The organism is Parvularcula oceani (assembly GCF_000733125.1).
Lineage (GTDB): Bacteria > Pseudomonadota > Alphaproteobacteria > Caulobacterales > Parvularculaceae > Parvularcula > Parvularcula oceani.
The window spans coordinates 29693-52854 of record NZ_JPHU01000008.1; the positions used below are offsets into that span (position 1 = coordinate 29693).

25 protein-coding genes are annotated in these 23162 nt (G+C 67.5%); 10 read left to right on the forward strand and 15 right to left on the reverse strand.

Annotation, left to right across the window (positions count from 1 at the left end; all coding sequences use genetic code 11):
* The first annotated feature begins 3 nt into the window (after positions 1-3).
* From IE88_RS0109680 to IE88_RS18945, 4 genes are all read left to right on the forward strand, one after another.
* Positions 4-249 carry a DUF1467 family protein gene (locus tag IE88_RS0109680; RefSeq protein ID WP_031553699.1) on the forward strand — a complete coding sequence of 82 codons (246 nt, stop codon included), beginning with the start codon at positions 4-6 and terminating at the stop codon, positions 247-249.
* A gap of 86 nt (positions 250-335) precedes the next feature.
* Positions 336-1799, forward strand: coding sequence for a magnesium transporter (gene mgtE, locus IE88_RS0109685; RefSeq protein WP_036767003.1), 1464 nt, complete (start codon positions 336-338; stop codon positions 1797-1799).
* A 64-nt stretch (positions 1800-1863) separates the two neighbouring features.
* Positions 1864-2166 carry a hypothetical protein gene (locus tag IE88_RS16570; protein ID WP_036767004.1) on the forward strand — a complete coding sequence of 101 codons (303 nt, stop codon included), beginning with the start codon at positions 1864-1866 and terminating at the stop codon, positions 2164-2166.
* A 20-nt stretch (positions 2167-2186) separates the two neighbouring features.
* Positions 2187-2714 carry a sugar O-acetyltransferase gene (locus tag IE88_RS18945; RefSeq protein ID WP_036767022.1) on the forward strand — a complete coding sequence of 176 codons (528 nt, stop codon included), beginning with the start codon at positions 2187-2189 and terminating at the stop codon, positions 2712-2714.
* A gap of 6 nt (positions 2715-2720) precedes the next feature.
* Here IE88_RS18945 and IE88_RS0109700 read toward each other — a convergent pair whose 3' ends face one another.
* Positions 2721-3368: a DnaJ domain-containing protein gene (locus tag IE88_RS0109700; RefSeq protein WP_031553711.1), complete on the reverse strand. Its 648-nt coding sequence runs from the start codon at positions 3366-3368 to the stop codon at positions 2721-2723.
* Between the two features lie 101 nt (positions 3369-3469).
* Here IE88_RS0109700 and IE88_RS0109705 point away from each other — a divergent pair, with 101 nt between their 5' ends.
* On the forward strand, positions 3470-3742 hold the full coding sequence (locus IE88_RS0109705) for a BolA family protein (RefSeq protein WP_031553713.1): 273 nt from the start codon (positions 3470-3472) through the stop codon (positions 3740-3742).
* Here the strand turns inward: IE88_RS0109705 and IE88_RS0109710 are convergent.
* The 4 genes from IE88_RS0109710 to IE88_RS0109725 are packed head-to-tail and all read right to left on the reverse strand — an operon-like array spanning position 3739 to position 7923.
* On the reverse strand, positions 3739-4998 hold the full coding sequence (locus tag IE88_RS0109710; protein ID WP_031553715.1) for a TCR/Tet family MFS transporter: 1260 nt from the start codon (positions 4996-4998) through the stop codon (positions 3739-3741). The genes IE88_RS0109705 and IE88_RS0109710 overlap by 4 nt on opposite strands.
* Entirely contained in the window at positions 4995-6245 is a 1251-nt protein-coding gene (locus IE88_RS0109715) for an HlyC/CorC family transporter (RefSeq protein WP_031553718.1), read from the reverse strand. The genes IE88_RS0109710 and IE88_RS0109715 overlap by 4 nt, the downstream gene beginning before the upstream one ends.
* Positions 6246-6250: 5 nt before the next feature.
* Positions 6251-7351 (reverse strand): 3-dehydroquinate synthase, encoded by a 1101-nt coding sequence (aroB, locus tag IE88_RS0109720; protein WP_081871580.1) that lies wholly within the window; start codon positions 7349-7351, stop codon positions 6251-6253.
* The gene (locus IE88_RS0109725; RefSeq protein WP_031553723.1) at positions 7351-7923 is read right to left on the reverse strand and encodes a shikimate kinase; all 573 of its coding nucleotides are present in this window, start codon (positions 7921-7923) and stop codon (positions 7351-7353) included. Before IE88_RS0109725 ends, aroB begins: the two co-directional genes overlap by 1 nt.
* A gap of 87 nt (positions 7924-8010) precedes the next feature.
* Between IE88_RS0109725 and IE88_RS0109730 the strand changes: the two genes are divergently transcribed.
* The 3 genes from IE88_RS0109730 to IE88_RS0109740 are packed head-to-tail and all read left to right on the forward strand — an operon-like array spanning position 8011 to position 10042.
* Entirely contained in the window at positions 8011-8385 is a 375-nt protein-coding gene (locus tag IE88_RS0109730; RefSeq protein ID WP_031553725.1) for a fluoride efflux transporter FluC, read from the forward strand.
* Positions 8382-9338, forward strand: a complete 957-nt coding sequence (locus IE88_RS0109735; protein WP_031553728.1) for an RluA family pseudouridine synthase — start codon at positions 8382-8384, stop codon at positions 9336-9338. The genes IE88_RS0109730 and IE88_RS0109735 overlap by 4 nt, the downstream gene beginning before the upstream one ends.
* Entirely contained in the window at positions 9335-10042 is a 708-nt protein-coding gene (locus tag IE88_RS0109740) for an ATP12 family protein (protein ID WP_031553730.1), read from the forward strand. The genes IE88_RS0109735 and IE88_RS0109740 overlap by 4 nt, the downstream gene beginning before the upstream one ends.
* Positions 10043-10048: 6 nt before the next feature.
* Here the strand turns inward: IE88_RS0109740 and alr are convergent, their stop codons facing one another.
* From alr to IE88_RS0109760, 4 genes are all read right to left on the reverse strand, one after another.
* Positions 10049-11149, reverse strand: coding sequence for an alanine racemase (gene alr, locus IE88_RS0109745; protein WP_051881850.1), 1101 nt, complete (start codon positions 11147-11149; stop codon positions 10049-10051).
* A 22-nt stretch (positions 11150-11171) separates the two neighbouring features.
* Entirely contained in the window at positions 11172-12212 is a 1041-nt protein-coding gene (locus tag IE88_RS0109750) for a sensor histidine kinase (protein WP_031553735.1), read from the reverse strand.
* Between the two features lie 37 nt (positions 12213-12249).
* Positions 12250-12645 carry a response regulator gene (locus IE88_RS16575; RefSeq protein ID WP_051881852.1) on the reverse strand — a complete coding sequence of 132 codons (396 nt, stop codon included), beginning with the start codon at positions 12643-12645 and terminating at the stop codon, positions 12250-12252.
* Positions 12646-12710: 65 nt separating this feature from the next.
* On the reverse strand, positions 12711-14189 hold the full coding sequence (locus IE88_RS0109760) for a replicative DNA helicase (RefSeq protein ID WP_031553741.1): 1479 nt from the start codon (positions 14187-14189) through the stop codon (positions 12711-12713).
* Between the two features lie 92 nt (positions 14190-14281).
* Here IE88_RS0109760 and IE88_RS0109765 point away from each other — a divergent pair, with 92 nt between their 5' ends.
* Entirely contained in the window at positions 14282-14485 is a 204-nt protein-coding gene (locus IE88_RS0109765; protein WP_031553743.1) for a DUF2905 domain-containing protein, read from the forward strand.
* Here the strand turns inward: IE88_RS0109765 and IE88_RS0109770 are convergent.
* The gene (locus tag IE88_RS0109770) at positions 14482-15438 is read right to left on the reverse strand and encodes an alpha/beta fold hydrolase (protein WP_031553746.1); all 957 of its coding nucleotides are present in this window, start codon (positions 15436-15438) and stop codon (positions 14482-14484) included. The two genes, IE88_RS0109765 and IE88_RS0109770, sit on opposite strands and share 4 nt — an antisense overlap.
* A complete protein-coding gene (locus IE88_RS0109775; protein ID WP_031553748.1) occupies positions 15435-16415 on the reverse strand; it encodes an alpha/beta hydrolase in 981 nt (326 codons plus the stop codon). Before IE88_RS0109775 ends, IE88_RS0109770 begins: the two co-directional genes overlap by 4 nt.
* Before the next feature lie 124 nt (positions 16416-16539).
* On the opposite strand from IE88_RS0109775, the gene recQ reads away from it, so the two are divergent.
* On the forward strand, positions 16540-18357 hold the full coding sequence (gene recQ, locus IE88_RS0109780) for a DNA helicase RecQ (RefSeq protein ID WP_036767007.1): 1818 nt from the start codon (positions 16540-16542) through the stop codon (positions 18355-18357).
* A 5-nt stretch (positions 18358-18362) separates the two neighbouring features.
* Here the strand turns inward: recQ and IE88_RS0109785 are convergent, their stop codons facing one another.
* From IE88_RS0109785 to IE88_RS0109800, 4 genes are all read right to left on the reverse strand, one after another.
* Positions 18363-19418 (reverse strand): energy transducer TonB, encoded by a 1056-nt coding sequence (locus IE88_RS0109785; protein WP_156032543.1) that lies wholly within the window; start codon positions 19416-19418, stop codon positions 18363-18365.
* A gap of 71 nt (positions 19419-19489) precedes the next feature.
* The gene (gene cobS / locus IE88_RS0109790) at positions 19490-20479 is read right to left on the reverse strand and encodes a cobaltochelatase subunit CobS (protein WP_036767009.1); all 990 of its coding nucleotides are present in this window, start codon (positions 20477-20479) and stop codon (positions 19490-19492) included.
* Between the two features lie 60 nt (positions 20480-20539).
* A complete protein-coding gene (locus tag IE88_RS0109795) occupies positions 20540-21379 on the reverse strand; it encodes a 2OG-Fe(II) oxygenase (protein WP_081871582.1) in 840 nt (279 codons plus the stop codon).
* 57 nt (positions 21380-21436) lie between these two features.
* A complete protein-coding gene (locus tag IE88_RS0109800; protein ID WP_031553767.1) occupies positions 21437-23149 on the reverse strand; it encodes a M28 family metallopeptidase in 1713 nt (570 codons plus the stop codon).
* Between the last annotated feature and the right edge of the window lie 13 nt (positions 23150-23162).

A 23162-nucleotide genomic window follows, 5' to 3' on the forward strand; every position in this document is an offset into this window, starting at 1 on the left:
GCGATGAGTCCCGTCGGCGGCCTCATCATCTATCTCATCTTGTGGTGGGTCGTGTTCTTTGCGGTCCTCCCCATGCGCGTGCGCAGCGTGTGGGAGGATTCCGAGGAGCAGCCCGAAGGGGTGGAGGAGGGGGCGCCGGTGCGGCCCGAACTGTGGTTCAAGGTGCGCCGGACGACCTGGATCACGGCGCTGGTCTGGCTGGTGGTCGCGGCCCTCATCATCTCGGGAATCTTCGAGCCGGATGTCTGAGCCGCAGCGGTAGCGGCTTGCCCGCGCGGCAGAATGATGGCACGCGCGAAGTCCTACCGACATCCCGAGCGAAGAAGGTTTCGAGCGTGTCAGAGCAGCCCGCCGCGCCCCTTGCGCCGTCCGCGCCGCCGCCGCCCCCGGGCGACCTGCCAGAGCCCGAGCGCGAAGAGGCGCTCGACGAGCGCATGTCGCTGACGCCTGAATTCGTTCGGGCGGTCGACGAGGCCGTCGAGGCCGAGGATGCGGACGAGGTCAAGCGCCTCACGGGCGACCTCCACCCGGCGGACACGGCCGACCTGCTCGAACAGCTCGCCGAGAACAATCGCGGCCCCTTCGTCGGCCTTCTCGGCGAGGATTTCCACGCCGGAACGCTGGTCGAGCTCGATTCGGATGTCCGGGACGTCGTCATCGAGGCGATGCCCACGGGCCAGCTCGCAGGCGCGGTCACCGAGCTCGACACGGACGAGGCGGCCTTCGTCCTCGAGGATCTCGACGAAGAGGCGCGGGCCGAAATCTTGGCGGAGATGCCGGTCAGCGACCGGCTCGCCCTCGAAGCGGCCTTCGACTATCCGGAAGACTCCGCAGGCCGCCTGATGCAGCGCGGCGTCTTCGCCGCGCCCGCCTTCCGCACCGTCGGCGAGATCATCGACCGGCTCCGCTCCGCCGAGCAGCTGCCCGAGACCTTCTTCGAGGTCTATGTCGTCGACCCCACCTATCGCGTGGTCGGCGTCGTGCCCCTGTCGCGCTTCGTGAAGGCGCCGCGCGATACGGTGATCGACACGCTGATCACCGAGGATCACCCCCTGGTCCGCGACATGATGGACCAGGAGGAGGTCGCCTACCTCTTCGAGAAGTACAACCTCATCTCCGCACCGGTGGTGGACGAGGCGCAGCGGCTCGTCGGCATGATCACGGTCGATGACGTGGTCGAGATCGTCCATGAGGAGCGCGACGAGGACATGCTCGCCCTCGCCGGCGTCGAGAAGGACGAAGGCGGCCTCACCATATCCGTCCGGCAGGTCGCGCGTTCGCGCTTCACCTGGCTGTCGGTGAATCTCGGCACGGCGATCCTGGCGAGCTTCATCATCGGGCTCTTCGACGCCACGATCGCCGAGGTGGTCGCGCTGGCCGTGCTGATGCCGATCGTCGCATCCATGGGCGGCAATGCCGGGACCCAGACGCTCACGGTGGCGGTGCGGAACCTCGCAACGCGCGACCTGACCGGCTCGAACGCCGTGCGGGTCGTGTTGCGCGAGACCACGGTCTCGCTCATCAACGGCATCGCCTTCGCGATCATCCTCGCCGTGGGCGCGGGCCTCTGGTACGAGCTCGCCTCCGGCGGTGACGGCGTGATCCTCGGGGCGGTGCTGGCCGCCGCAATGGTCATCACCATGGTCTGTGCCGGGCTAGCCGGAACGCTCGTCCCGCTCGGGCTTCAGCGGGCGGGCGCGGACCCCGCGGTCAGCTCCGCCGTCTTCGTCACCACGGTGACCGACGTCGTCGGCTTCTTCGCCTTTCTGGGTCTCGCCGCGGTCTTCCTCGTGGGGTGAGGGGCCGCGCGGAACGAAGAGGCGGGCGTGCCGTTAGGGCTCTGATGCTTCGGAAGTTCTGCTCATGACGACTGCGACCATATTCGAGTGGGCCGCCACGGGAACGGGCGTGCTCGCGGCGATCATCGTCTCGCTCAATCTCGGCGCGAAGAAGACCGGATGGGGCTTCGTCATCTTCACGGTCTCGTCGGTCTGCTGGATCACGGCGGCGGTGATGCAGGGCGAGGTCGCGCTGACGGTGCAGAACGCGGTCCTTTTCGTGATCAACGTGATCGGCATCTGGCGCTATCTCTTCCACCCCGAGCGGCAGGGCCAGAAGAAGGACACGCAGGCTTCGGGCTCTGCCGGAGCGACGGCCACGGCGTGACCCGGTCCGAGAAGGACAAGATGCTCGCCGGCGAACTCTACCGGGCGGACAGCCCGGAGCTTTCGGCGGACAGCGCGCGCATCCACGAATGGATGAGCCGCTATAACGCATCCCTGGCCGTTCCGCCCGAAGAGCGGATCGCGATGCTGCGCGAGGCTTTCGGATCGGTCGGCGACGGCGCGAATGTCCGGCCGCCCTTCCACTGCGACTATGGCTACAACATCACGCTCGGCGCGGGCGTCTTTCTGAATTTCGGCTGCACCATCCTCGATGTGGCGCCGGTGCGCATCGGTGCGCTGACGCAGATCGGTTCGGGCGTTCAGATCGTCGCGGCCGATCACCCGCGCGATCCGGCTGAGCGCAGGCAGCTCCTGGAGTTCGGCCGTCCCGTCGCGATCGGAGAGAATGTCTGGATCGGCTCGGGCGCCCTGATCCTTCCCGGCGTGACGGTCGGCGACGATGCGGTGATCGGCGGGGGGGCGGTGGTGACCCGCGATGTCGCGGCGGGCGTCACGGTCGCTGGCAATCCTGCGCGACCGCTCCGCTGAGGCCGATCAGACGAAGCCGGCCTTCTTCAGGAGCTGGTGCGCCTTCACCACTTCGCCGAGCTGCGCTTCGGCGCTGCGGTCGCCCTCGTTCGAGTCCGGGTGATAGCGCTTGACCAGCTGGGCGTAGCGCTTGCGGATATCCGATTTCGACGCGTTCGCCTTGAGGTTCATCGTGCGGAAGGCCTGGACCTGCAGCTTCGTCAGGCGGCGCCCCTCGCGGTAGACGCCGTCATCATGGGACGACGATTCCATCCGGGTATTCCCGCCGATCGCATCGTCGATCTCGTGCATGCCTTCCATGCCGGCGCGCGCTGCGGCTGCCGCGCGGCCATTGGCCGAGAACTTCCAGGTGGGGCGGTCGCCATAGCGCGCCTGATTGCGCATGGCGGCGGCTTCCGCGTCGGTCTTGCCGGCGAAGAAGTTCCAGTTCTTGTTGTGCTCGCGCGCATGCGGCGTGCAGAGCCAGACGAACTCGTGCATCTGCTCGGGCGATTTGGGCGCACGCGCCTCCGCCGGCGCGTCGCAATCCTCATGATCGCAGACGCGGGCCTCGGTCTTCGCCCAGGATTTGCGCGAGGTCTTGGAGCCCTTGGTGGGCTTGACCCGGATGTCGAAGCCGTGGCGCGGCTTATAGCTGAAATCTTCACGTCCCATGCGAGCGAATATGGCCCGCAGCGCGTTAGGGGACCAGACTTGACAATCGGCGCATTCGGGTGCGTCGTACCCGGCTTTTTTCCGACCCGGAGGATACTTCCATGACCGTCGCAGAACGCATCGATGCCAAGCTCACCGCCGCCTTCCGTCCGCTCGAACTCGAGATCGTCGACCAGTCCCACCTGCACAAAGGCCATGCTGGCGCGCCCGAGGGCGGAGAGAGCCATTTCCGGGTGCGCGTGGTGGCGGAGCTGTTCGACGGAATGAGCCGTGTCGACCGGCAGCGAAAGGTGAACGAGGCGCTGCGCGAGGAGCTCGCCGGCCCTGTCCACGCCCTGTCGGTCGAGGCGCTGGCGCCCGACGAGGCGCGCTAGGCCGCGCCCGCCGCCGCCACCCTGCGCCGCACGCCCTCCCGCCGCATGGTCCGGCGGAAGGGCAGGAGGGCGAGGGCCAGGACCACCGCCGCCAGCAGCATCGGAGCGCCCGGGAAATAGGTGTCCGCGCCGGGGCGGGTGAAGGCGTAGAAGACCTGCGTCATGACGAGCGGGCTGACGACGGTGGTGATCGACATGACCGAGGCGATCGCGCCCTGCAGCTCGCCCTGCTCGGTCTCGGGCGTGGCGGCGGACATGAGGGCCTGCATGGCCGGCATCATGAACCCGCCAAAGGCGCCGACCACGATCCAGAGATAGACCCAGGCTCCGCTGGGCGTTGCGAAGGCATAGCCGAGAAAGCTCGCCGTCATCGTCGCCATGCCGAGATAGACTGCGCGCTGCTGGCCGATCCTAGGGATCATCACCCGCGTCAGGCCACCTTGCACCAGCGCGGCGGTCACCCCCACGAAAGCGAGGGAGAGGCCGATTTCCCGCGGGCCCCAGCCGAATTTCTCGGCGCCGAAAAAGGCCCAGATGGCGGGCAGGGCGCCATGGGCGAGCTGCATCAGGAAATAGGCGGCGAGGACGCCGAGCACGACCGGGTGCCGCCCGACGCTGCGCAGGCCGCCCAGCGGTGTCGCCCGCCGCCATTCGAACCGCCGGCGCCGCTCCTTGCGCAGCGTCTCCGGCAGGACGAACAGCCCGAAGAGGAAGTTCATGAAGGCGACGCCGGATGCGGCGAAGAAGGGCAGGCGGGTGTCGATGTCACCGAGCCAGCCGCCGAGCGCGGGCCCGACGATGAAGCCGAGGCCGAAGGCGGCGCCGAGAAGGCCGAAATTGCCCGCCCGCTTCTCAGGCGGCGAGACGTCGGCGATGAAGGCGTTGGCGGTGGCATAGGTCGCCGCCGTCGCGCCCGACAGCGTGCGGCCGAGGAACAGCCAGGCATAGGTCGGCGCGAGCGCCATCAGGAGGAAGTCGAGCGAATAGGCCGCGACCGAGGTGAGGATGACCGGCCTGCGTCCGAACCGGTCGCTGAGCGCGCCGAGGACCGGCGACATGATCAGCTGCATCAACCCGTAGACGCCGAGGAGATAGCCCTGAAGCTGCGCCGCCCCCGCCTCGGTGCGCCCCGTCAGCTCCATGATCAGCTCCGGCATGACCGGAATGATGATCCCGAAGCCGACAATGCTCATCAGGACGGTGATGAAGATGAAGAGGATCGCCGCGCGCGGCGCGCCCGGCGCCTCGGCGGTCATGCCGCCTCCAGCGGCGCGATCTTGAGGCTCGTGACCTGGTTGCGGCGCTTCTTGAGGACCTCGAAGCGGAAGCCGAAGAAGCTGAAGACCTGACCCACATCCGGGATCGTCCGCCCTTCATGGATGACGAGGCCGGCGATCGTCACCGCTTCCTCATCGGGGAGGCGCCAGTCCATCGTGCGGTTGAGGTCGCGGATCGTCACGTCGCCATCGACGACGACCGAGCCGTCCGGCTGGCGGCGCACGCCGACGACGGGCGCATCGTACTCGTCCTCGATCTCGCCCACGATCTCCTCGAGGATGTCCTCGAGCGTGACGAGGCCCTGGAGCGAGCCGTATTCGTCGACGACCAGTGCGAAATGCTGCTGATTGCGCTTGAAGGCGTCGAGCTGCTCCTGGAGCGTCGTCGTCTCCGGCACGAAATAGGGCGTCATCAGCAGGCTCTCGATCTCGACCTTGTCGGGGTCGTTGCCATTGGCCCAGAGCGCGCGGAACAGGTCCTTGGCGTGCAGCACGCCGGTGACGTTGTCGGGCTCGTCGCGGTAGAGCGGGATGCGCGTATGCTTGGAGGCGAGCACCGCCTCGACGACCTCGCGGGCAGAGCTTTCCGCATCCAGCATCTCGATGTTCTTCCGGTGGAGCATGATCTCCTCCACCGTGATGTCCTCGAGTTCCAGCGCGCCGCGGATCAGGTCGCGCGCGCCCTTGTCCACCGCGCCTTCCTCATGGTGCAGCTCCAGCGCGCCCTTGAGTTCCTCGGTGGGCGAGAGGACATGCGCCTGATCGGAAACATCGAGGCCGACGGCGCGCAGGGTATGGCGGACGATCCACTGCACGACGCCGGTGATCGGCGCGAAGATGCGGACGATGACGCCCATCGGGCGGGCGACCAGCATGGCGAAGGGATCGGGCCGCGCGATGGCCGCGGTCTTGGGCGTGACCTCGGCGAAGACGAGCACCAGCACGGTCATCACGGCCGTGGCGATGGCCACGCCCGCGCCGCCGGGGAAGAGCGAGGCGAAGAGCGAGGTCGCGAGCGCCGAGGCGAGGATGTTGACGAGGTTGTTGCCGAGCAGGATCGCGCCGATCAGGCGCTCCTTGTCCTCGGTCAGGCGGACGACCGCGCCCGCGCTCTTGTCGCCGCGATCCTCCAGCGTGCGCATCCGTGCGCGCGAGGTGGCGGTCAGCGCGGTTTCCGAGCCCGAAAAGAAAGCCGACAGCGCCAGAAGCGCCACGACGAAAAGCATGATGGTCACGAGGAAAACCCGATTTCGTTTTCGAGGAAGGCGCGCACGCTTTCTCCGTCGACGCCCTTGACGACATAGGCGTCGCCGAGGGCGCGCGGAAGGATGAGCGTCAGGGCCCCGCCCTCGACCTTCTTGTCCTGGTACATGGCATCGAGGAGGCCGTCAGGCGTCGCGCCCAGCGGCGGCAGGTCCGACAATCGCACGGGCAGGCCGCTCCGGCCGATCAGGTCCTGCGCCCGCTCGGCGTCGGCCTGCGGGCAGGTGCCCTGCGCGGCGGCATAGCGGAACGCCATCGCCATGCCGACGGCCACGCCCTCGCCGTGCAGGACCCGTCCGTCATAGCGGCCCGCCGCTTCGATCGCATGGCCGAAGGTGTGACCGAGATTGAGGAGGGCGCGCCGTCCCGCCTCGCGCTCGTCCGCCGCGACGATGGCGGCCTTGGTCCGGCAGGATATGGCGACAGCGTGCCCCACCGCGTCCGCTTCGAGGCGCAGCACGGCCTCCGCGTTCTTCTCGAGCCAGTCTGCGAAATCCCTGTCGCCGAGCAGGGCGTATTTGAGGATCTCCGCATAGCCTGCCCGGATCTCCCGCTCGGGCAGGGTCCGCAGGAGGTCCGTGTCGATGACGACGAGGCTCGGCTGGTGGAAGGCGCCGATGAGGTTCTTGCCGGCCCGCGCATTGATCGCGGTCTTGCCGCCGACCGAGCTGTCGACCTGGGCGAGGAGGGTGGTGGGCACCTGCACGAAGCGGCAGCCGCGCCGCAACGTCGCGGCGCAGAAGCCCGCAAGGTCGCCGGCCACGCCGCCGCCGAAGGCGATCACCGTGCCGTCCCGCCCGACGCCTGCCCGCAGGAGGCTCTCGCAGACCCGCTCGTATTGGGGAAAGGACTTCGCCGCCTCGCCGCTGGGGACGGGGATGATCGGGATGTCCGGCAGGACCGATTTGAGCGCCTGCATGTGGTGGCGCAGCACAGCCTCGTCGGCGACGATCGCCGCTCTGCCCGCCCCGATCACTCCCGCGATCCGGGACGCGGCGGCGCTCAAGGCGCCCGCGCCGATCAGGATCGGATAGGCCCGCTCTCCGAGTGCAACCTCGACCGTCTCCATCAGACGACATGTCCTTCTTCAGCGCGCGCGGCCAGGGCCTGGACGACGCGCTCCGTCGTGCGCGTATGGGGGCCCTCGACCGAATCGACGGTCAAATCGGCCTGCGCGTAGACCGGTTCGCGCTCCTTGAGGAGGCGGGCGAGGATCTCGCGCGGGTCGCCCCGCCGCAGGAGCGGCCGCGTGTCGCGCATCGCGGTCCGTTTGACCAGCAGGTCGAGCGAGGCGCGGAGCCAGATGCTCGTGGAGCCCGCCTTGACCAGGGCACGGGTCTGCTCGTTCATGAAGGCGCCGCCGCCCGTCGCCAGAACGTGCGGCGGGCCGGAGAGCAGGCGTTCGATCACCTTGCGCTCGCCCTCGCGGAACTCCGCCTCGCCATAGATCTCGAAGATGTCCGCGACGCCCATATTGGCGGCCTTCTCGATCTCCTGGTCGGCATCGAAGAAAGGCACCTTCATGCGCTGGGCGAGCCTGCGCCCGACCGTGGTCTTGCCCGCGCCCATCAGCCCGACCAGCACGACCGGCCGTTCGGGACGCAGCGCTGGACGCCGGAGGGGGTTGAGAGTGCTCGCCATCGCGATCCGCTCTAGCCGCTGCCGCCGCCGCGTTCCACCACCGCCGAGCGGTGGCACGCGGCAGCCGTTCGTTCTAGGTGCGCTTCCATGTCCGCACTTTCTCTCTCCGCCGTCGCCCTCGGCGGCGCCGCCGGCGCCGTGGCGCGCTTCGGCGTGTCCCGCGCGGTGACGCTTCTCGCCGGGGCTGAGGCCGCCTGGGGCACGCTGATCGTCAATGTCGGCGGCTCCTTCGGCCTCGGCCTCGCCGCGATCCTGCTCGCCGAGCGGCAGGGCCCCTGGGCGCTCTTCTTCCTCGTCGGCCTGTTCGGCGCCTTCACCACGTTCAGCACCTTCGCCCTCGATGCGGTCTGGCTCTTCAAGGAGCGCAGCTTCGCCTTGGCTGCGGCCTATGTGGCGGGATCGGTGGGGCTCGCCCTCTGCGGCTTTCTCGCGGGCGCGGCTCTGGGAAGGAGCTTCGCATGAGCGGCGTGCGCATGATCGAGGTCGCCGCGGCCGATGACGGCATGCGGCTCGACCGCTGGTTCCGCCAGCACTTCCCGCAGGTCAAGCAGGGCCAGCTCCAGCGCATGCTGCGCAAGGGACAGGTCCGCGTGGACGGGGACAAGGTCGCAGCGAACCGGCGCATCGCGGCGGGAGAGACCGTGCGCGTGCCGCCGCTCGAAGCGGCGGTGCCCAAGGCCGCGGCGCAGGAAGCGGCCGCCGATCACGACTATGTCCGCTCTCTCGTCCTCTACGAGGATGACGACCTCATCGCGATCAACAAGCCCTTCGGCCTGCCGGTGCAGGGCGGCAGCAAGGTGACGCGGCATCTCGACGGCATGCTGGACGGACTGAAGGGCGGCAAGGGCGACGAGCGCCCGCGCCTCGTCCACCGCCTCGACAAGGATACGGGCGGCCTGATGCTGCTCGCCCGCTCTCGCCTGTCCGCGCAGCACCTGACCGAGGCGTTCCGGCGGCACCGGATCCTCAAGGACTACTGGGCGCTGACGAGCGGCGTGCCCCACCCGCTGGAGGGGACCATCGATCTCGCCGTCGAGAAATCGGGCGAGGGCATGGAGCGCGTGCAGGCCGACAGCGAGGGCAAGCGGGCGGTGACCGATTACCAGGTGATCGAGAGCGCGGGCACCAAGGCCGCCTTCGTCGCGCTGCGCCCCTATACGGGCCGCACCCACCAGCTCCGCGTGCACCTCTCCGCGCTCGGAACGCCGATCGCGGGCGACGGCAAATATGGCGGGGAGAAAGCGCGCATCGAAGGCGTCTCGCGCCGCATGCACCTGTTCTGCCGCCAGATGACCGTGCCGCGGAAGGGCAAGCCGCCGCTCGTGCTGACCGCGCCCCTGACCGGGCACATGCAGGCAGCGTGGAGCTTCTTCGCCTTTCCCGACGATATCGACACCGAGTGGCCGGAGCGATGAGCGAAACCCCGAAAGTGAAACGCTTCTACGAGGCGGCCGAGGCCATGCCCCATGACGGCGGCTGGGCCGTGGCGTTGGACGGCCGCAAGGCGAAGACGCCCCGCCGGGCGGTCCTGGCCGCGAAGGCGCAGCCGCTCGCAGGCGCCATGGCCGAAGAATGGAACGGGCAGGGCGAGACGCTCGACATGGGGGCCATGCCGCTGACCCGCCTTCAGGGCATGTTCCTCGACGCAGACGCGGAAGCGCGGGAGGAGTGGGCACGGACGATCCTCGCCTATGCGCGCTCCGACCTCCTCTGCTACCGCGCGGAGGACCCCGCCCTCGCCAAGCGGCAGGCCGATTGCTGGCAGCCCTTTCTCGACGCGGCCGGAGAGCGCGCCGGCGGCCGCTTCGCCGTCACCGAAGGCGTCATCGCCGTTGCGCAGCCCGATGATCTGATCGAGGGCCTTGAGCGGCAGGTTTCGGGTCGTGCGGAGGAGGAGCGCTTCGCGCTCGCTCTCCTGACGCAGATCACGGGCTCGGCGGTACTGGCCGTGGCGCTCATCGAGGACGATGCGGACGAGGACGCGATCTTCGCCGCCAGCCGGCTCGACGAGACCTACCAGGCCGAGCGCTGGGGCGTGGATGCCGAAGCGGCCGAGCGGGAAGCGGCGCTGCGGGCGGATTTCGATGCCGTGCTGCGCTATCTGCGCCTCGCCGCGTGAAGCCTGTCAGCGGGTGTAGCGGCGCTCCACCCTGTCTCCCACGGCGGTGAAGAGTTCATAGGCGATGGTGCCGCCGAGCTCGGCCAGCCGGTCGACCTTGATCCTGTCGCCGAACAGCTCAGCATGCTGGCCCGGCACGATCTCCTCTTCGCAATCGGTCGCATCGACGATCAGGAGGTCCATCGACACCTTGCCGACCACCGGGCATTCGCGCCCGCCGAGCCAGACCACGCCTCTATTGCTGAGCGAGCGCAGATATCCGTCCGCATAACCCATGGCGAGGACGGCGAGGCGGGAGCGGCGCGCGGCCGTCCACGTGCCGCCATAGCCCGCCGTCTCGCCGGCCTCGATCATCCGTGTCAGGAGCACGGGCGCGCTGAGTGTCGCGACCGCTTCGAGCGCGTTTTCCGGCCGGCCGTCGGGCGAGGCGCCGTAAAGCGCGATGCCTGGACGGCTCAGGCTTTCTTCGGGCGCATCTTCGAGGAACAGGCCGCCCGACGCCGACAGGCTGAAGCCCGCCCGGGGGAAGCTCTCGCGGCTCGCCTTCCGGACCATGGCGAACAGCTCCTGCTGCAGGCGGTTCTGCTCGTCCTTCGGCGTGGCCGTGTGGCTCAGATGCATGAGGACGAGGCGCAGATCGGCCGGATCCAGCCCTGTCTCCGCCGGCAGCGATTCGAGCTCGTCGGCCGCGATGCCGAGCCGGTTCATCCCGATATCGATCATCACCGCGCAGGCGCCGCCGCGGCGGGCCCAGATCCGCGCCTCGTCCAGCGTGTTCAGGACGGGCCGCAGGGACAGCATGTCGAACAGGTGCCCGTCCGCATCGCTATATCCGTTGAGGACGTAGATATCCGCCGTCGGAAGGGCCGGCCTGTTGATGGCCTGGCGGACCTGCCGGGCCTGCGCGGCATGGGCGACGAAGAGCGTCCTGATGCCGCATTTCTCGACGAGGTGCCGCGCCACTTCCTCGGCACCGAAGCCATAGGCGTCGGCCTTGACGACGGCGGCCAGTTCCGCGCCGGAGCGCCGCGCGCGCAGGCTCTCGGCATTGCGCCCGAGCGCGGCGAGATCGACGGTCAGGGTCGGGCGGCTTGGAGACAGGCTCACCGGGCAGCAATCCTCGGAAGGTTCAGGCGAGCGAAGTCTGCACGATCGGAAAGGTTATGGCGAGGTCGAGACCGCGCGGCGTCAGGGTCTTGGTGACGCGTCCGTCGAGGACCGAAGAGCAGTGCTGGATCAGGATGCTGCCGAAGCCCTCGTCGAAGCCTGCGGCCTCGCCCGTCGTGAAATTCGCCTCATGCGGCCGTTCCGACCAATGAAGCGTGATGTGCTCCGTGCCATCGGGCGTCAGCGCCACCTTCAACTGGCCGCCGCGCGATCCCAGCGCACCGTATTTGAGGGCGTTCACGGCCAGCTCGGACAAAAGCATGGTGAGGGCGGGCACATGCCGCGCCGGAAGGGCCGCCCCCCTCTCGGTCCTCAGATCCACCGCAGTGTTCGGCGCCCTCGCCGCAGCCGTCCAGGGGGCGAGGGTCGTCTCGATGATCTGGTCGAGCGGCACGGCGACATCCGCATCGTTCCGCTCCTTCGCCAACTGCGTCGTCAGCGCATGCGCCTGGGCCATGGCATGGACCTGCGCCCGCATCATCTCGGCGAAATCATGCTTCGAACCCGGCGCGGCCTTCCCGAGATTGAGGAGGGCTTCCATCACCGCGAAGCTGTTCTTCACCCTGTGATCCATCTCGGCGAGCAGGCGCGTTTCCTGTTCGTCGCGCGCCTTGCGCTCGCTGACGTCCCAAGCGACCCCGAAGGCGCGCGAGGGGCGGGAGGCGGCGTCGCGCTCGGTCACGCTGCCGCGCAGGGCGATCCAGCGTGGGCAGCCGTCATGGATGACGCGCAGCTCGACCGTGAATTCCCGTTCGCGCGCGAAGATGCGCTTTCTCAGCGCCCGCAGCGCCTCTGCGCCGGAGGGATCGACCTTGTCCAGAACCGCCGATATCGGATGGACCGGCCCTTCGAGCCGGAACAGGTCCTGCCAGGTGGCGTCGCCCCTCACGCTGTGGCTGGACAGATCCCAGTCCCAGCCGCCCATCGCGCCCGCATCGAGCGCGATGCGGGCCAGCGCCGCCACGTCGTGATGATGATCCGCTCCGCCGCGAAAGCCGCCCATGCTGCCGAATGCCCTTCGAACCTGCCCCGGGAGAAGCTTACGCGCTCGAAGCCCGTTCGTGTACCGCCTGGAGCAAGACGTGCGCCCAGGCGGGCTTGGAGAGGGCAATCGCCTCCGGATAGCGCTCGGACAGGGCGGAGACGTCGGCATGGCCGGAATGGAAGACGAAGGGGATCCGCTTTTCCTGGAGAAGGTCTGCCAGGGGGAAGACCTCGCCGTCCGACAGGCGCACATCGAGGATGGCGACATCGAAGTCGCCCTCCTGCGCGGCGGCCAGCCCCTGCCGCACGCTCTCGACCACGACCACCTGCGCACCGCGCTCCTCGAACTCGGTCTGGAGGTTGAGGGCGATCATGAATTCGTCTTCGGCCAGCAGAAGCCGCCGGCCGGCGAGGTCGAAGACGTCGACGTCAGGAGGGACCGAAGCTACCATTGCGGGCACTTAACCCATGATAGTTTCCATGTCCTAACCCTAGGAGAATACTCGCACAGGCGTGATCAGAAATCCTGATGGGGATAGCGCTCGGGCTGTGCAAGATCCGAAAATTTGGTGCGATTGGGGTCGAAGGCGAGGCGGATTGTCCCGATCGGGCCGTGCCGCTGCTTGCCGATGATGACCTCGCCGACACCGTGGACCTCGTCCACGCGCTGCTGCCATTCGAGGTGCTCGGGCGTTCCCTCGCGCGGCTCGGTCCGCGAGAGATAGTATTCCTCGCGATAGACGAACATGACGACGTCGGCGTCCTGCTCGATCGAGCCCGATTCCCTGAGGTCGGCGAGCTGCGGGCGCTTGTCGTCGCGCGCCTCGACCTGACGGCTGAGCTGGCTGAGCGCGATGATCGGGACCGACAGCTCCTTCGCCAGGGCCTTGAGGCCCATGGTGATCTCCGAGACCTCCTGCACCCTTCCGTCCGAGGTCTTCTTCGAACCGGTGAGGAGCTGGAGATAGTCGACCACGATCATGCCGAGGCCGTGCTGGCGCTTGAGCCGCCTCGCGCGCGCGGCGAGCTGCGCGATCGAGATGCCGCCCGTGTCGTCGATATAGAGCGGCAGGTCGTTGAGCTCGTTCGAGGCCTCGTAGATGCGCTCGAAATCGGACTGGTCGATGTCGCCGCGGCGGATGCGGTCGGACGAGATGCCCGAGAATTCCGACAGGATCCGGCCGGCGAGCTGTTCGGCCGCCATTTCGAGGCTGAACAGGCCGACCACCGCGCCAGCCGCCGCCTTGACCGTGCCGTCGGCCTGGCGCTCCGGCGTATAGGCCTTGGCCGCATTGACCGCGATATTCGTCGCCAGCGCCGTCTTGCCCATGGAGGGGCGGCCGGCGAGGATGATGAGGTCTGAGGGGTGCAGGCCGCCGAGCTTCTGGTCGAGATCGGACAGGCCGGTCGAGACGCCGGCAAGGCCGCCATCGCGCTGGAAGGCCGCATTGGCGAGCTCGATCGCCTCGGTCAGCGCGTTCTCGAAGGTCTTGAACCCGCCGCCATATTTGCCGGTCTCGGCGAGCTTGTAGAGGCGCGCTTCGGCCTCTTCGAGCTGGGTCTGCGGATCTTCGTCGATATCGGCGGCGCGCGCCTTCTCGATCATGTCCGTGCCCAGCGTGATCAGCCCCCGGCTGACCGAGAGGTCGAAGACCACGCGCGCATAGTCCGGCGCGCCCACGGTCGAGGGCACGGCGCGGGCGAGCGCGGAGAGATAGCCCTCGCCGCCGACCTCGGTGAAGGCGGGCTCGTCCTGCAGATAGGTGTTCAGCATGACCGGCGAGGCGAGCCGCCCCGAGCTGATCAGCTTTTCCATCGCGGCATAGATCACGCCGTGGACGGGATCGTAGAAATGCTCGGCCTTCAGGAAGGAGCTGACCCGGTAGAACACCTCGTTGTCGAACAGGATCGCGCCGAGCACGGCCTGTTCGGCATCGAGCGAGAAGGGAATCTTCTCGGCGGTTTGCGGGTCGGGGAGGGGAGCGCCGTCAGCCATTCCCCATTATGCCGAATCGGCGAGGCCGGGGACAGTGACTCCTTTGCACAATCCGCTCTGGAAAGCGCGGCTTCGGCATCCACATGAGCCGGATGCAGAAGGTCTTCATCATCGCCGGACTGCTGCTCCTGGCGCTCGGCCTGTTCTGGCCCTGGCTGTCGCAGATCGGCCTCGGCCGCCTGCCCGGCGACATCGCGATCGAGCGGGGCAATACGCGGATCTATGTCCCGATCGTGACCTGCCTGATCCTGAGCGTGGTCGCGACGATCCTCTTCCGCATCTTCGGCGGCCGCTAAACGGGAAAGCGCTCTTTCAGCCAGTCCAGCAGCGCTGCGCTCACCGCCTCTGGCGCTTCCCAGGTGACCCAGTGGCCGGCATCGACCTGCGCCCGCGACAGGTCCGGCACGCGCTCCTCCATCCCTTCGGAGGCTTCGGGCGGCAGGAAGGCGTCGCGCTCGGCTGTCACCATGAGGGCCGGGCAGCGGACCGTCAGGTCCTGCCCTTCTGTCTGCCGCCAGTTCTCGTCGATCATGCGATAGAGGTGGGTGGGCGTCCTGTGCCCCGTCCTGCGATAGGCCTCGGCATAGACGCCGAGATCCTCCTCTCCCATGACCGGCGGCTCGGCGGTGGCGGGGTCGTATTCGGCGAAGCGCTCGGGAAGCCAGGTCACCTCCGGATAGAGCTTCGGCCAGATCGAGCGCGGCGGGCCCGGGCGGAAGGTGAAGGGGAAGAAGTCGTCTTCCCTGCCGCCGAAGACGCGGTCCGGCAGGCCCTCGTCCTGGAACTGCACGATGTAGTGCTTCTTCCCGAAGCGCTGCTCGAGGATCGAGAGGGGCGCCACGGGCGCCCTTGCGGGGTGCGGCGTGCAGAGCGCTGCGATCCCCATGACCCGTTCGGGGTGCCGCCAGCCCATCGGCCAGACGATGGCCCCGCCCCAGTCATGGCCGATGAAGACAGCCCGTTCGAGGCCCAGCGCATCGAGCAGGGCGCAGTAATCGTCGGTGAGCGCATCCATCGCATAGGCCCGCGCCTCGTCCGGCCGGTCCGACGCGCCGAAGCCCTTGAGGTCCGGCATCAGGCAGTGATAGCCCGCCTCGGCCAGCGGCCCGAAGACCGGCGCCCAGGAATGGGCAAGCTCCGGCCAGCCATGCAGCATGACGAGCGGGATGCCGTCCTCCGGCCCCGCCTCGTGCAGGGAAAAGGCGCCCCGCGCGGTCTCGACTCTCCGCGGCTCCGGAAACGCCGTCATGACAGCACCCGGTTCAGGAACTCGACCATTTTGAGGTTCGCCTCGTTCGCGATGGGTGGGCCCGGCAGCGCGTTGAAGGCGTGGATGCCTCCCGGAAAGACGGCCAGCTCCGCCTCGTTCCCCGCCGTCGCCCATTTCGTCGCCATGAAGAGCGAATCGTCGAGCAGCGGGTCGAGCGTGCCGATGGTGAAGAGGGCGGGGCAATAACCCGAAAGGTCCGCATAGAGCGGCGACAGGTCGGGGTCGCGCTTGTCCATCTGCGCGAATTGCTCGGCGGGCAGGAGTTGCTCTCCGAACCAGGCCATGATCGGGCCCGAGATGATCAGGTTCCGCTCGCCCCAGCGCTTTGCCGAGGGCGTCAGCGCCATGTCGAAAATGCCGTAGACGAGGTTCGCGCCGACGAACGGCGTCAGGCCGTGACGCTCCTTGAGGCGGATCATGGTGACGGCTGACAGGTGCGCGCCCGCGCTCTCGCCGCCGATCGTCATCCTGTCCGTGCCGAAAAGCTCTTCCGCGCCGCCCTGCGCCAGCCATACCGCCGCCGCCTCGCAGTCATCGGCGGGCGCCGGCCAGCGGTTTTCGGGTGCGAGGCGGTATTCGACCGAGACGACGCCGATATTCAGCCCCTTGGCCATGGCCGCGAGGCCCTGATCCTGCCCGTCGGCGGAGCCGATCACGTGCCCGCCGCCATGGATGTGGACATAGACGCCGCGCAGATCCCCGCCGGGGTGGAAGACCCGGATCGGCACGTCGAGGCCGAGCGCGGAGGCCGTCTTCCACTCCGCCATATCCGAGAAGGGCTGCGCGGCGAGGACGCCCTGGCCATCCGCGCGGGACGCCCGCACCTTTTCGGCGCCGACCTCGATGATGGTCGGCTGGCTCGCCAGCATCGCCTCGACCTTGTCGTTCATCGCACGGGTTTCAGCCGTGATCGCCTCCTCGGTGAACAGCTTGGGGTCGATCGTGATGCCGGTCATGGAGCGAATCCTTCTATGGGTATGCTCCAGCCTAACGGGATGAGGGCGCGGCGCCTAACCGCCTTCACACTTGCGGGCGGCGGCCGGGTCTGATTCACCGGTCCTTCGGGCAGGAGGCGCGTGCATGGGGCAGGCTTTGGCGAAAACGGACGAGACGGAAGACAAGCTCGGCGCGCTGTCGGGCGCCTTCGGCTTCGATGCCTTCCGACCCGGCCAAGAAGCCATCGTCGACGCGCTTCTGTCGGGCGAGGACGTGCTCGCTGTCATGCCGACGGGCGCGGGCAAGTCGCTCTGCTTCCAGCTCCCCGCCCTGATGCGCGAAGGCTTCGCCGTGGTCGTCAGCCCGCTGATCGCCCTGATGGAGAACCAGGTCGCGCTCCTCAAATCCTTCGGGATCGAGGCGGGCATGATCCATTCGGGCCGGAACCGGCAGGACAGCGTCGCCGACTGGAAGGGCGCGCTCGAAGGCCGGGTGAAGCTTCTCTATATGAGCCCCGAACGCCTCGCCACGCAGCGCATGCAGGACGCGCTCGCCAAGGCGCCGGTCTCCTTCTTCGTCATCGACGAGGCCCATTGCATCAGCCAGTGGGGCCATGACTTCCGCCCCGAATACATGGCGCTGGGCGAGCTCAAGAAGATCCATCCGGGCACGCCGGTCGCGGCCTTCACCGCCACCGCCGACGACCAGACGCAGGCGGACATGACCGCCCGCATCTTCCACGGCCAGGTGCGCACCTTTGTCGGCGGCTTCGACCGGCCGAACATCGCGATCACGGTCGAGGAGAAGTCCCGCGCCGACAGCCGCATCGTCGAACTCGTCGGCGAGCGCAAAGGCCAGCAGGGCATCGTCTACTGCCTCTCGCGCAAGGGGACGGAGGGGACGGCCGAGAAGCTGCGCGAGGCGGGGCACAATGCGGTGGCCTATCACGCCGGGCTGACCGACGAGGAGCGGGCGGCGCGCCTCGACCGGTTCCTGTCGGAATCCGACCTCGTCGTCTGCGCGACGATCGCCTTCGGCATGGGCATCGACAAGCCGGACATCCGCTTCGTCATCCACCGCGACCTGCCGAGCTCTCCCGAAGCCTATTACCAGGAGATCGGCAGGGCGGGGCGCGACGGGCGGCCCGCCGAGGCGATCCTCCTCTTCGGCTATGGCGACCTGAAATTCCGCAGGAAGATGATCGACGACACGGGCGCGCCCGAAGAGGTCAAGCGCGCCGAGCGGCGAAAGCTCGACGCGCTGATCGCCTATTGCGACGCGAGCAGCTGCCGCCGCAACATCCTCCTCGCCTATTTCGGCGAGCGCCATTCCGAGCCCTGCGGCAATTGCGACGTCTGCCGCGAGCCGCCCAGGACCGAGGACGCGACAGAGGCCGCCGACCTGATCCTCAGCGCCGCCGCCCAGACGGGCGAGGTCTACGGACAGAGCCACCTCATCGACATCGTCTGCGGCAACGAGACCGAAAAGGTGACCCGCGCGGGCCATGACGCACTCGCCGTCTTCGGCCGGGGCGCCTCGCGCACGCCCGCCGCCTGGCGCAGCGTCGTCCGCCAGCTCTACGCGCAGGGCCTGATCGACATCGTCGGCGAATATTCCTCGGTCGAGGTCACGCCCGCGGGCAAGGACGTGATCCGCGGCGAGCGCGACGTCGCCCTCAAGAAGCAGGCGCCCAAGAAGAAGGCGGGCCGCGCGGCCCGCGTCGAAGCGCTGCCCGACGAGGTGAACCGCGAGCTCCTCCAGCGCCTCAAGGACAAGCGGCTCGAGCTCGCCAAGCAGAAGGGCGCCCCCGCCTATACGGTCTTTTCCGACCGCACGCTGATCGACATGGCGGTGCGCCAGCCCTCGAGCCGCGACGAGCTGCTATCGGTCTATGGCGTGGGCCTGAGAAAGGCCGACGAGTATGCCGAGCACTTCCTGCCGGTGATCGCGGGATCGGGCTGAACCCGCTACCAGTCGCCCACCTGATATCTGATCGTCGCCTGAACGTTCTGGCGGCCGATCGGTTGGCCGTCGACCATGATAGGTTCGTAAATCCAAGTCTCAATCGATTCTATCGCGGAGCGATTGTAACAGGGGTTCGTGCTGCCTTGAATCCGGATATCTTCCGTTCGACCTTCACTCGTGACGTCGAACGCTGCCTTCACCTGCTCCACTGCTGCCGTCTTGATGCAAGTCTCGAAGTTTCTTGGCGGCGTTCTCTCGACGGTGCGTGAATGTTGGGATAGCTCTTCGGTCAGGGCTTCACCTATTGCCTTTGCATGATTGGCAAACTGCTGGGCAGTGGCGCCTCTTCTGACCATCCCGTCATGTGCGGCAAGAGCGCTCTCGACCGCCTTCATGTATGGTGCTGCTTGGCCGTATGCAGCGAGAGCCTGCCGAGCCTCGGCCGCCCGGCCGCTTAGGAGCAGGATTGCGTAACGGCGGGCGACGGTGTCCGCCGTCATGCCAAGCCTAGTCTCCGCCTGCTCCAACGCGTGTTCGGCCGTCGCGAGGTCGAGCGCGAAATAGGCGTAGCGTGCCAATGTGAGATAGTATCCACCAGGGTCCGCGCGCCAGCCCTCAGGATGCTTCTGCAGGTGTCTGACTGCCGCCGATGGACCCTCTGCGTGGGTCAGGAGAGCCAGAAGCGACTCGTGCATGGCCTGCGTGATCGCCGCGCCCCGTGTCTCAAGCGCAATTGCTTCGCGCAGATCCGCGATGGCGGGAGAAAGATCATTTGGAGACAATGCGGCCTGGACCGATGAACGTAGCTCCAGCGCGACCGACCGAGCAGTGGGTGAGAGTGTGTCATCCGCAAGCAGGTCGTCCAGCTCGCGACTGGCTCCCCGAAGGTCGCGACTCGTTCCCCGGTCGACTTTCTTCATCGCCCGTTCAATCGCAACGGCGAACTTCTTGTCTCGGACGAGTTCCTCCGGTGCTGACGCCGTGGCGTGCGCGGGCAGCCACGAAGCCGCCACTGCTGCCGCCGAAACCGCTGCGGCCCAACCGTGAAACCTTGTCATGATGTTCGCCCCTGATCCCCGACGCAGCCTAGAGGCGCGGGTGAGAGATGCAAAGAAGGCAAACCTGCTATTCAGGCCACATCCACCAGATGCGCGGCCTCGGGCAGGTCCTCGCCGAAGGCGCGCTGGTAGAATTCGGCGACCAGGGGGCGCTCCAGCTCGTCGCACTTGTTCAGGAAGGTGACGCGGAAGGCGTAGCCGATATCGCCGAAGATCTCGGCGTTCTGGGCCCAAGTGATGACCGTGCGCGGGCTCATCACGGTAGAGATGTCGCCGTTCATCAGCGCATTGCGCGTCATGTCGGCGACGCGGACCATGGCGTCGAGCGTCTTGCGCGCCTCGCCCTCCGAATAGCCGGGCAGCTTGGAGGCGACGATGGCCGCTTCCTCGTCATGGCCGAGATAGTTCAGCGTCGTGACGATCGACCAGCGGTCCATCTGGCCCTGATTGATCTGCTGGGTGCCGTGATAGAGGCCGGTCGTGTCGCCGAGGCCGATCGTGTTGGTCGTCGCGAAGAGGCGGAAATAGGGGTTCGGGCTGATCACCCGGTTCTGGTCGAGAAGGGTCAGCCGCCCCTCGGCTTCCAGCACGCGCTGGATCACGAACATCACGTCCGGGCGGCCCGCGTCATATTCGTCGAAGACGAGGGCGACCGGACGCTGGAAGGCCCAAGGCAGGATGCCTTCCTTGAAGGCGGTGACCTGCTTGCCGTCCTCGACCACGATGGCGTCCTTGCCGATCATGTCGATGCGGCTGACATGGCTGTCGAGATTGATCCTCACGCAGGGCCAGTTCAGCCGGGCTGCGACCTGCTCGATATGGGTCGACTTGCCCGTGCCGTGATAGCCCTGGACCATCACGCGGCGGTTGTGCGCGAAGCCCGCCAGGATGGCGAGCGTGGTCTGCGGATCGAATCTGTAGCTCTCGTCGAGCGGCGGCACGTACGGATTGCTCTCCGAGAAGGCCGGCACCGTCATCTTGGTGTCGATGCCGAAGACCTCCCGCGCGGACACTTCGGTATCCGGCGCTTGCGGCATGTCGGGATCGGTGATGACGGTCATAGAGCCTCCTGCCAGTGCGCTAGCCTAGGATGGGGCGCACTGGCAACGTGGCGTTCCCGCCTAGCGGATCAAGCGGGCGGCAACCTTTTTCGCGCGCCGCGCGAGGACCGGCGGCAGGAACTCGGTCAGCATCTCGTCGCTCTTGACCTTCCAGTCGGTCTTGTCGCCGGAGCCCGGGCGCGGCTTGAACTGCGTGGTCTTCTCGACCTTCTGCTCGTCCCAGGTCGCCGTGTAGTAATAGAGCGCGATCGACTTGCGGGTCTTGCCTTCGGGATGGCTGATCGGGTTCGGATTGCCGTGGAAGCTGTCGCCCGTCGTCGAGAACATGACGCAGCGATTGGCGAGCGGCAGGACCGATTTGCGCCGCTCCGTCATGTCGGTGTTCCAGAGCTCGAGCTGGCCGCCATATTCGTCCCGCCAGTCATCGTTGAGATAGATCAGCACGTTCACGCGGCGCTCCAGATCCATCAGCTTGTGGTGGTTGAAGTCCGCGTGCACCGACAGGTGCCCGCCGCGGCCGATCTCGTGGAAGCCGCCGCCGAGGAAATAGGGATCGGGAATCAGGCCCTTGATGCCCGTGATATTCTCGACGATCTTGACGAAGGGGCGCGAGTTGAAGGTGTAGAAGAGGCTGCGCAGCTTCGGCTCCAGGAAATCCGGGTTGAAGCTCTGCTTGTAGCGCTCCTGGTCCCGGTCGAAGGCCATGCCGTCGGCATCGAGCTTTTCGGGGAAGTGCGCGAGGCAGTAATCGATGACCTCCCGCGGCAGGAAATCGTCGATGACCGTGTGCGGAAACGGATCGGCGGCCTTGTAGGCCTCGGTCAGATCCGTCCCGAGGCTGCGGGCAGCCTCGGGATCGATGGTGAACGGGTCATTCTGCGACGGCGTGATGAAAGCCACTACGGGTCCCCATGAAATTGCGCTGTTCCGCAGCCGCCTGCAAAGACCTCGCCGCGGTCAGTCGCCGGACTGCCGCAGCTGCTCGTCCCTGATGGCCCGGAACTCGTTTCCTTCGTACCAATTGGGCATCCGGTCCGTATAGGCCAAAGCGGCGCCCGTATCTCGCAACACCGTGAGGGTGTCGACGATCCCGTCCAGGCGCCAGGTCTCCGGATCGTATTCGTCGGCGGGCGTGTGGTAGCGGGTCGCGGTATAGTCGTCCTCGGCGGCCCGGCCGGCTTCCTCGCCGCCTTCGAGAAGGTCGATGCCCTTGTCGACATAGAGCATCGGCACGCCCTTCTTGGCGAGGCTGATGTGGTCGGAGCGGTAGAAATAGCCTTTCTCCGGGCTCGCATCGGGGCTCAGGACCTTGTCCTCGCCCTCGGCGACCTCGCGCAGGATGTCTTCCATCTCCGAGGCGCCGTATCCGATCACGAGGAGGTCGCGCGAAGGCGGGGTCGGGGCGAGCGCGTCGATATTGATGCCGCCCACCGTCCGGGCCAGCGGCACGAGCGGGTCCTCGGCATAATAGGCAGATCCCAGAAGGCCCGATTCCTCCGCCGTCACGGCGAGGAACATGACCGAGCGGTCGGGCTGCTCCTCGGCCTCGGCCATGCTCTTGGCGATGGCGAGGATGCCGGCGGTGCCTGTCGCATTGTCGACCGCGCCGTTCGAGATCACGTCGCCTTCGCCCTCGGCCATGCCGAGATGGTCCCAATGGGCCATGTAGAGGACATATTCATCCGGCCGCTCATCGCCCGGCAGGACGCCGACGACATTGGCCGAGTTCGATCGCGAGCTGGTATTGCTTATGGTCGCGGAGGCCGTCAGCTCGCCCATGTCCACCGCTTCGAAATCCGCGCTGAGCGCGGCTTGCTGAAGCTCGGCGAAGTCGAGGCCGGCGGCGGAGAAGAGCTCTTCGGCCACCTCTTCTTGGATCCACGCCTCGAGCATGGCGCGCGAGGCGCCTTCGTCGGGCCGGACGAGGTCGAGCTGCGGGCCGGTCCACGATCCTTCGACCACGCTCCAGGGATAGGCGGCCGGTTCGGTCTGGTGGACCACCAGAACGGCGGCGGCGCCCTGGCGGGCGGCTTCCTCGAACTTGTAGGTCCAGCGGCCGTAATAGGTCATGGACCGGCCGCCGAACTCCTCGCCCTGCAGGGTGAAGCCCGGATCGTTGATCAGCATGACGACCGTCTTGCCTTCGACGTCCGCGCCTTCGTAGTCGTTCCAGCCATATTCGGGCGCGACGATGCCGTAACCGACGAAGACCATCTCCGAATCGTCGAAGGCGATCTCGTCGCGGACCTGCTTGGACCAGTAGACCGCCTCGTCCCCATAGCCGAGCACCCGTTCCTCGCCATCGGGGAGGGTGACGGACAGGCGCGACTGCGCAGGATCGACCGTCTGCTCGACCAGCGGAACGGGCTGCTCGTAGGACCCGTCGACCGGCTGCAGGCCGATCTCCTCCATCTGCTGGATCAGATATTCGCGCGTCATCACGCCGCCTTCGCTGGCAGGGGCCCGGCCCTCGAACGCGTCCGAGGCGAGAGTGGCGATTCCCTGCTCCAGGAAGTCCTCGTCGATGGGCGGCAGGTCGGGCACTTCGGGATCGGCGACGGCGACGTCCTCGGCCGGCTCCTCCTGAACCACGACTTCGGAAGTGGGCTCTGCATCGCCGCAGGCCGTCAGCAATGCGAGGGCGGATGTCAGGAGAAGAAGGCGGGGCATGGCAAATCCTCTT